The sequence below is a fragment of the Idiomarina sp. H2 genome, assembly GCF_004364275.1.
In the GTDB taxonomy this organism is placed as follows: Bacteria; Pseudomonadota; Gammaproteobacteria; order Enterobacterales; family Alteromonadaceae; genus Idiomarina; species Idiomarina loihiensis.
On record NZ_SNZY01000004.1, the window covers coordinates 313,011 to 320,137 of the forward strand.

Below are 7,127 nucleotides of genomic sequence, written 5' to 3' on the forward strand. Positions count from 1 at the left end.
ACTAGCACAACCGACTAAACGAATTTAAGAGGAAAGCAAAAATGGCAGCTAAAGAAGTCAAATTTGGTAACACAGCACGTCAAAAAATGCTGAAAGGCGTTAACATTCTTGCTGATTCAGTAAAAGTGACGCTGGGTCCAAAAGGTCGCAACGTTGTATTAGATAAGTCTTACGGTTCTCCTGTTATCACCAAAGACGGTGTGTCTGTTGCGAAAGAAATCGAGCTGGAAGATAAGTTCGAGAACATGGGCGCGCAGATGGTTAAAGAAGTGGCGTCTAAAGCAAATGACGAAGCGGGTGACGGTACAACAACCGCAACCGTTCTGGCTCAAGCTATTGTTAACGAAGGCTTGAAGTCAGTGGCCGCAGGCATGAACCCGATGGATCTTAAGCGCGGTATCGACAAAGCGGTTATCGCTGCAGTTGAAGAGCTGAAGAAAATTTCTCAGCCTTGTGCCGACAGCAAAGCCATTGCTCAGGTAGCGACTATTTCTGCAAACGCTGATCACACTATTGGCGAAATCATTGCTCAGGCAATGGACAAAGTAGGCCAGGAAGGTGTTATCACCGTTGAAGAAGGTCAGGCACTGACTGACGAGCTGGACGTTGTTGAAGGTATGCAGTTTGACCGTGGCTACTTGTCTCCTTACTTCATTAACAATCAGGAAAGCGGTTCGGTTGAATTAGACAACCCGTTCATTCTTCTGATTGATAAGAAAATCTCTAATATCCGCGAGTTACTGCCGGTATTAGAAGGTGTTTCTAAAGCCGGTAAACCTCTGCTGATTATTGCTGAAGACGTTGAAGGCGAAGCGCTGGCAACTCTGGTTGTAAATAACATGCGTGGCATCGTTAAAGTTGCTGCGGTTAAAGCACCAGGCTTTGGCGACCGTCGTAAAGCGATGCTGCAGGACATTGCTGTTCTGACTGGCGGTACTGTGGTTTCTGAAGAAATTGGTATGGAGCTGGAAAAAACTCAGCTGGAAGACTTAGGTACTGCGAAACGCGTTGTTATTACTAAAGACAACACAACAGTTGTTGACGGTAATGGCGACGATACCGCTATCGACGGTCGCGTTAACCAAATCAAGCAGCAGATGGAAGACACGACGTCTGACTACGACCGTGAAAAACTGCAAGAGCGTCTGGCTAAGTTAGCTGGCGGTGTTGCGGTGATTAAAGTCGGCGCTGCTACTGAAATGGAAATGAAAGAGAAAAAAGCGCGCGTTGAAGATGCGTTGCATGCAACTCGTGCCGCTGTTGAAGAAGGCGTGGTACCTGGTGGTGGTGTTGCTCTGGTTCGCGCTGCGAGCAAACTGGCAGAACTGCGTGGTGACAACGAAGAACAGAACGTTGGTATCCGTTTAGCCCTGCGTGCGATGGAAGCACCGTTGCGTCAAATCGCAATGAACGCTGGTGCCGAAGGTTCTGTGGTTGCTAACAACGTACGTGCTGGCGAAGGTAACTATGGTTACAACGCCGGTAACGACACTTACGGCGATATGCTGGAAATGGGGATTCTGGATCCAACCAAAGTAACCCGTTCGGCACTTCAGTTCGCAGCATCTGTTGGCGCACTGATGATCACCACTGAAGCGATGATTGCTGACATTCCACAAGATGACAACGCAGGCGGCATGCCTGGCGGCGACATGGGTGGAATGGGCGGTATGGGCGGCATGATGTAAGCCTCCTAACGCACTTTTGAAAAGGGGAGCCTTGATGGCTCCCCTTTTTTTATGGAATTTTTTTCATTATTTGTGTTCTAACCTAGAGATGACACCCTTGGCGATTGTATGGGAGGAAGATAGCATGCGTGTTCAAGGTATAGTGGGAGCGGCGTTATTAGCCTGTAGCTTTACAGCATATGCTGGTACGGCTGAAGTTTCCTGGAAAGATGTTGATAGTTACACAGATATTCGACCGGCCGATGGCTTACGTGATCGGTACCAGAAAAAGGTGATGGATAAGCTGACTGAGCATTTTCAGGAGTTGGCGGCAAAGCTTCCTGAAGATCAGAAGCTGGAAATTACCGTAACAGACGTTGATTTAACCGGCCGGGTTGAACCGACATTTGGACGCTCGAGTTCAAATTACGTGCGCATTGTTCGGGAAATTGACTTCCCTAGAATGGAATTTGATTATCGTTTAATGAGTAATTCCGGAGAAGCTGTAAAGGAAGGCCAGGCTCACGTAAAAAATATGGGGTTTAATTACGACAGCCTGGCATCACGGATGAGACGGGATGACTTATATTTTGAAAAGCAGATGCTGACTCAGTGGTTCGAAGAAACCTTTGTTAACCAGCCTGACGAATAGCTTTAAGACGAGCGAGAGTTTCAGTCATTAACTGTAATTGTTGGACCAGTAACTGTAACTGCTGCTCGTTTTCTTTGTCCTGCTGCCATTTTTCAAAGTTGGCAGCAATTTCATTAAGGTAGGGCTGAAAACGGTTGCCTGTGCTTTCAAATACCGTTTGCTCGGCGAAAACGCCCTGGAACTTGGCTTTGCCTTGTTGACGCAGATCGTCAAGGTACTGGTCTGCATCAATAACTTGACGATACAGTTGCTGAAGATGATCCTGCAGTTTGCTTTCTACACTTTCCAGGTTATCGCTCATAGTTTTTCCTCTGTTAATGTATTAGTGCCGTCCGGCATGATAGCGGTTTTACTGAGCTCGCCAGCTTCCTCTCTGACCAGACGAGGAACCAGAAACCCAGGCAATTCATGAGTCATTTTTTGCCACAAGGCCTGTGCTTTCTCGTCACTAACGGCGAAATGGCTGGCGCCTTCAACTTTGTCCAACTGGTGCAAATAGTAGGGCATAACCCGGGCACTAAATAACGTTTCACTCAGCTCGGTAAGCGCGGTTAAATTATCATTTACTCCGCTGAGCAAGACGCTCTGGTTCAGTAAATGGATACCCGCGTGGTGCCAGTCATCGAGTGCCTCGGCTAACTCAGGAGAAATCTCATTTGCATGATTCGCATGAAGCACTAAGACGCTTTGCAAACGACTGTTGCTGAGCACTTCTTTAAGCTTATGCGTCAGGCGGGAGGGTATCACGACTGGCAACCGGCTATGAATACGTAAACGGGTGAGTTGGGGTAATAATTCAAATTCGTTAATCAACCCTTTAAGCCGCTCGTCCTTTGCCATTAGAGGGTCGCCGCCGCTCAGAATCACCTCATTAATTTCCGGGTGTTGTCGGATGTACTCCAGTGTCTCCGTTAGTTGGCGTTTGCTGAAGGTTAATTCGTCGTAAGGAAAGTGACGCCGAAAGCAATAACGGCAATTGACTGCGCAACCGCCTTGCAGTATCAACAATACTCGGCTTTTATACTTGTGCAGAAGACCATTTACGGGGCCTTGCTGTTCTTGCAGAGGGTCGGTGCTGTAACCGGGCTCTGACTCAAATTCGTTGTGCAAGGGGAGCACCTGACGTAATAATGGATCGTTAGAGTCTCCAACTTGCATTTGCGCAACAAAAGGCTTTGGTACGCGCATAGCAAAGAGCTTACGGGCTTTGATATCCTCACTAAATAATGCGGGATCGAGTTTGAGTGCGCGTAGCAGTTCTTCTGGCTGGGTATAGGCTTGTTTCAGCTCAAACTGCCAGTCAGGACGATCATTTATAGAGATAGGATACGCTGGCTCAGGCACTACGCCTCCGCGACTGCTGCAAATACTCCATATTTTACCTGAAAAAAGTCGCTATTTGTTTTATTATTGCGCGCAAATGATCAGGCATTTACAAAGGAAAGTCTTGTTATGGCGAATTATAGTACGAGTGAATTTAAAGGTGGTTTAAAAATAATGCAGGACGGCGAGCCATGCTCGATCGTTGAAAATGAAATGGTTAAGCCCGGTAAAGGTCAGGCCTTTAACCGCGTTAAAATTCGCAAATTAATCAGCGGTAAAGTGGTTGAGAAAACCTTCAAGTCGGGCGAATCCGTTGAAGGCGCTGATGTTATTGAGTTGGAACTGTCTTATCTTTATAACGATGGTGAATTCTGGCACTTTATGAATAACGAAACCTTTGAGCAAGTTCCTGCCGACGAGAAGGCGGTAGGCGAAGCGGAGAAATGGCTTGTCGAACAAGATGTTTGTACTCTGACTCTGTGGGAAGGGAAGCCAATTAATGTGCAGCCGCCAAACTTTGTTGAATTGGAAATTACTGAAACTGACCCTGGACTTAAAGGTGATACTGCCGGTACTGGCGGTAAACCTGCCACTCTGAGTACAGGTGCGGTTGTTCGTGTTCCGTTATTTGTACAAATTGGCGAAGTGATCAAAGTGGACACTCGCTCGGGCGAATACGTTTCCCGCGTTCAAAAGTAAATAGATATGACGACCGACTGGCGGCCAGCAGCAGATTGGTCAGTGCTTGTTAAACGCGCTGATTTCATGCGGCAAGTCCGCCAGTTTTTTTATGAAAGGAAAGTAACCGAAGTCGATACGCATTTGTTGTCCCAGTTTGGGGTAACCGATTGTCATCTGAATAATCTCACCACGGAATTCAAGTATCCGCTGGCTTCAGGAAATAGAACACTCTATTTGCAGACCTCTCCCGAATACGCCATGAAGCGAATTCTTGCAGCCTATGGAAAAGATATTTATCAATTGAGCCATGTGGTGCGCGATGACGAAATAGGGCGCTTCCATAATCCGGAATTTACTTTACTTGAGTGGTACCGGGTTGGGTACGACGATATTCAGCTAATTGCTGAAGTTTCAGAGCTGCTGACTGAAGTCTGTGACGCGCCGGAAACTAAAGTCATCACCTACCAGCAGTGTTTTCTTGATTACCTTGGCGAAGACCCTTTGACGACTTGCGGTGTTGAAAACATCAGACAAGAGCTTATTGAACAACCCGCTTTAACGGACTGGATGTCAAAAGAAGACGATGAAAATACCATTCTTCAAGTGGCATTTTCAGAGTTAATAGAAGCCAAATTTCCCGCGGAAATACCGGTTTGCGTTACCGAGTTTCCAAAGTCGCAAGCTGCTTTGGCCAAAATTGACCGGCATAATCCGCGCGTCTCCAGAAGATTTGAGTTTTATTATCAGGGAGTGGAATTGGCCAATGGTTATAATGAGCTTGCTGATCCAGCAGAACAACGCCTGCGCTTTAGCCAGGATAATCAACGACGTAAACAGCTGAATTTGCCCACACAACCCGAAGATACTCGTTTATTGGCGGCGTTAGAGTCGGGATTCCCCGCGTGTTCCGGCGTAGCACTAGGGTTCGATCGGCTGCTAATGATTGCCTGTGGGGCGAAATCAATCACCGAAGTGCTGCCTTTTTCTATTCAAACTGCTTGATCAGTCTCGCCTGAGAAAACAATTTTTTCTGATCTCCCTTGGCTATTCTTTTCGTATGTTATAATATTACAGCTTAGGTTTATGCAGAAGGTCGTTTCTAGTATGTCAGCAACAGCATCCAAAAATTTGGATAAAGCAGGAATTTGGGTCACCACTTTGTGTGCGATTCATTGCTTATTGCTGCCTGTTATTCTGCCGTTGCTAGCTATGGCGGGTTTAGCCTTTATCGGCGAAGACCTATTGGAAAACACCATTTTAGGCTTCAGTGTTGTTATCGGGCTATTATCTCTTATTAGTGGTGCGCGGAAGCACGGTAAATGGCACCTGCTGTCATTGTTACTGCTAGGAGCATTTATCTATTCTCAACGCGATATTCTGGGACACTGGGGTGAACCTGTCATTATTCTATTTGGTGCCGGTCTCATTATTTATGCCCATGTCTCGAACCTTCGCTTAAGCCGCAAGCTTAATTTTTCCTCGGTGGCTGAAGAGCCCGTTCAAGGTTAACTCTTCCTTTCCAGAACAACGCCCGTTTCAATGTGGTCTGTGTAGGGAAACTGATCGAACATTGCCGCTGCAGTCACTTTATGGCTACTGGATAAATCATGAATGTTCTCTGTCAAAGTTTCCGGGTTACAGGAAATATAAATTATTCTTTGATACTGAGACACCAGCTTCAACGTGTCTTTATCTAAACCCGCTCTGGGTGGATCAACCAATACGGTTTGACAATCAAAACTGTGAATCTCAGCATCAGCCGCCCGTTTAGATTCCAGCTCTCCACTTAACGCTGCACTAAACTCCTCCGCAGACATACGAACAACGGTGACATTTTTAATATTGTTCAATTCTGCGTTCTCGCGAGCCGCCGCAACAGAACTTTTGCTAATTTCAGTAGCTAAAACGCGATTAAAGTTCTCAGCCAGCGGTAAGGTAAAATTGCCGTTGCCGCAGTAGAGCTCTAATAAGTCATGCGAATTGTTGCCTGCGTGGCGTTTAGCCCAACTGATCATTTGCTGATTAATAATGGCATTTGGCTGAGTGAAGCTGTTCTCGGTTTGTAGAGACAGATAGCTTTTTCCATCAACCTTAACTTCTTCAGTGACGCTTTCTTTATATAACACGCGTTTTTGCTTACGAGCTCTTCCTATAACTTCAACCTTAGCTATAGAGGTCAGCGCTTCGCGAAGTTGGATGGCTTCCTGTTCCCATTGGTCATCTAAAGGGCGATGATAGAGTAAAGAGATAATGGCTTCACCGGTGGTGGTAGTCAGGAAATCCACTTGAAACAGTTTGCGACGTAAAACATCATTCGGCTTTAATAAACTAATAAGCTCTTTCATTAGTTCATTAATAAGCAGGCTCCCTGGTATGAATTCATTCATGCGGATTTTTTCACGCGTCTCAGGGTTAAACATAATGTAGTATAAGTCATCGCCTTCGTGCCAAACTCGAAACTCAGCACGCATTCTGTAGTGACTGGCGGGCGATTCAAACACTTCCACTTCATTAAGGTGAAAAGGACGAAACATCTCTCTAACCCGGTCTGCCTTCTGTGCGAGTTGTTGTGGGTATTCAGATGTATCGATTCGTTTGTAAGTCATTATGAGGTTACGCCATATTTGCCAGTAATTAGTCAGGCTTCTATTTTACGCATCAATGCCTTTATGTGCCAACGCCCTTTATTTATGTTGGATTTGATCACATTTGCTGAAACTTTACGCAGTCAGTAAAAAAACAGTTAGAAAGGTGCTAAAAGCGCTTGACGGGACGAGTTAAATCTCTAAAATGCGCTCCACGTT

8 protein-coding genes are annotated in these 7,127 nt (G+C 46.0%); 5 read left to right on the forward strand and 3 right to left on the reverse strand.

The window, feature by feature from the left end; translation table 11 throughout:
- Positions 1-41: 41 nt before the first annotated feature.
- Together groL and DET62_RS07485 are read left to right on the forward strand one after the other, a co-directional pair.
- Complete coding sequence (gene groL, locus DET62_RS07480; protein ID WP_011235506.1) at positions 42-1,688, forward strand: chaperonin GroEL; 1,647 nt, start codon at positions 42-44, stop codon at positions 1,686-1,688.
- Between the two features lie 124 nt (positions 1,689-1,812).
- The gene (locus DET62_RS07485; RefSeq protein ID WP_011235505.1) at positions 1,813-2,319 is read left to right on the forward strand and encodes a DUF3016 domain-containing protein; all 507 of its coding nucleotides are present in this window, start codon (positions 1,813-1,815) and stop codon (positions 2,317-2,319) included.
- Here DET62_RS07485 and priC read toward each other — a convergent pair.
- Together priC and epmB are read right to left on the reverse strand one after the other, a co-directional pair.
- Positions 2,300-2,620, reverse strand: a complete 321-nt coding sequence (gene priC, locus DET62_RS07490) for a primosomal replication protein PriC (RefSeq protein ID WP_011235504.1) — start codon at positions 2,618-2,620, stop codon at positions 2,300-2,302. The two genes, DET62_RS07485 and priC, sit on opposite strands and share 20 nt — an antisense overlap.
- Positions 2,617-3,663, reverse strand: coding sequence for an EF-P beta-lysylation protein EpmB (gene epmB / locus DET62_RS07495; RefSeq protein WP_110013376.1), 1,047 nt, complete (start codon positions 3,661-3,663; stop codon positions 2,617-2,619). Before epmB ends, priC begins: the two co-directional genes overlap by 4 nt.
- A gap of 108 nt (positions 3,664-3,771) precedes the next feature.
- Between epmB and efp the strand changes: the two genes are divergently transcribed.
- From efp to DET62_RS07510, 3 genes are all read left to right on the forward strand, one after another.
- Entirely contained in the window at positions 3,772-4,341 is a 570-nt protein-coding gene (gene efp, locus DET62_RS07500; RefSeq protein WP_011235502.1) for an elongation factor P, read from the forward strand.
- A gap of 6 nt (positions 4,342-4,347) precedes the next feature.
- The gene (gene epmA, locus DET62_RS07505) at positions 4,348-5,325 is read left to right on the forward strand and encodes an EF-P lysine aminoacylase EpmA (RefSeq protein WP_110013375.1); all 978 of its coding nucleotides are present in this window, start codon (positions 4,348-4,350) and stop codon (positions 5,323-5,325) included.
- A 102-nt stretch (positions 5,326-5,427) separates the two neighbouring features.
- Positions 5,428-5,832, forward strand: a complete 405-nt coding sequence (locus tag DET62_RS07510) for a MerC domain-containing protein (protein ID WP_011235500.1) — start codon at positions 5,428-5,430, stop codon at positions 5,830-5,832.
- Here DET62_RS07510 and trmA read toward each other — a convergent pair.
- A complete protein-coding gene (trmA, locus tag DET62_RS07515) occupies positions 5,829-6,929 on the reverse strand; it encodes a tRNA (uridine(54)-C5)-methyltransferase TrmA (protein WP_016341401.1) in 1,101 nt (366 codons plus the stop codon). The two genes, DET62_RS07510 and trmA, sit on opposite strands and share 4 nt — an antisense overlap.
- Between the last annotated feature and the right edge of the window lie 198 nt (positions 6,930-7,127).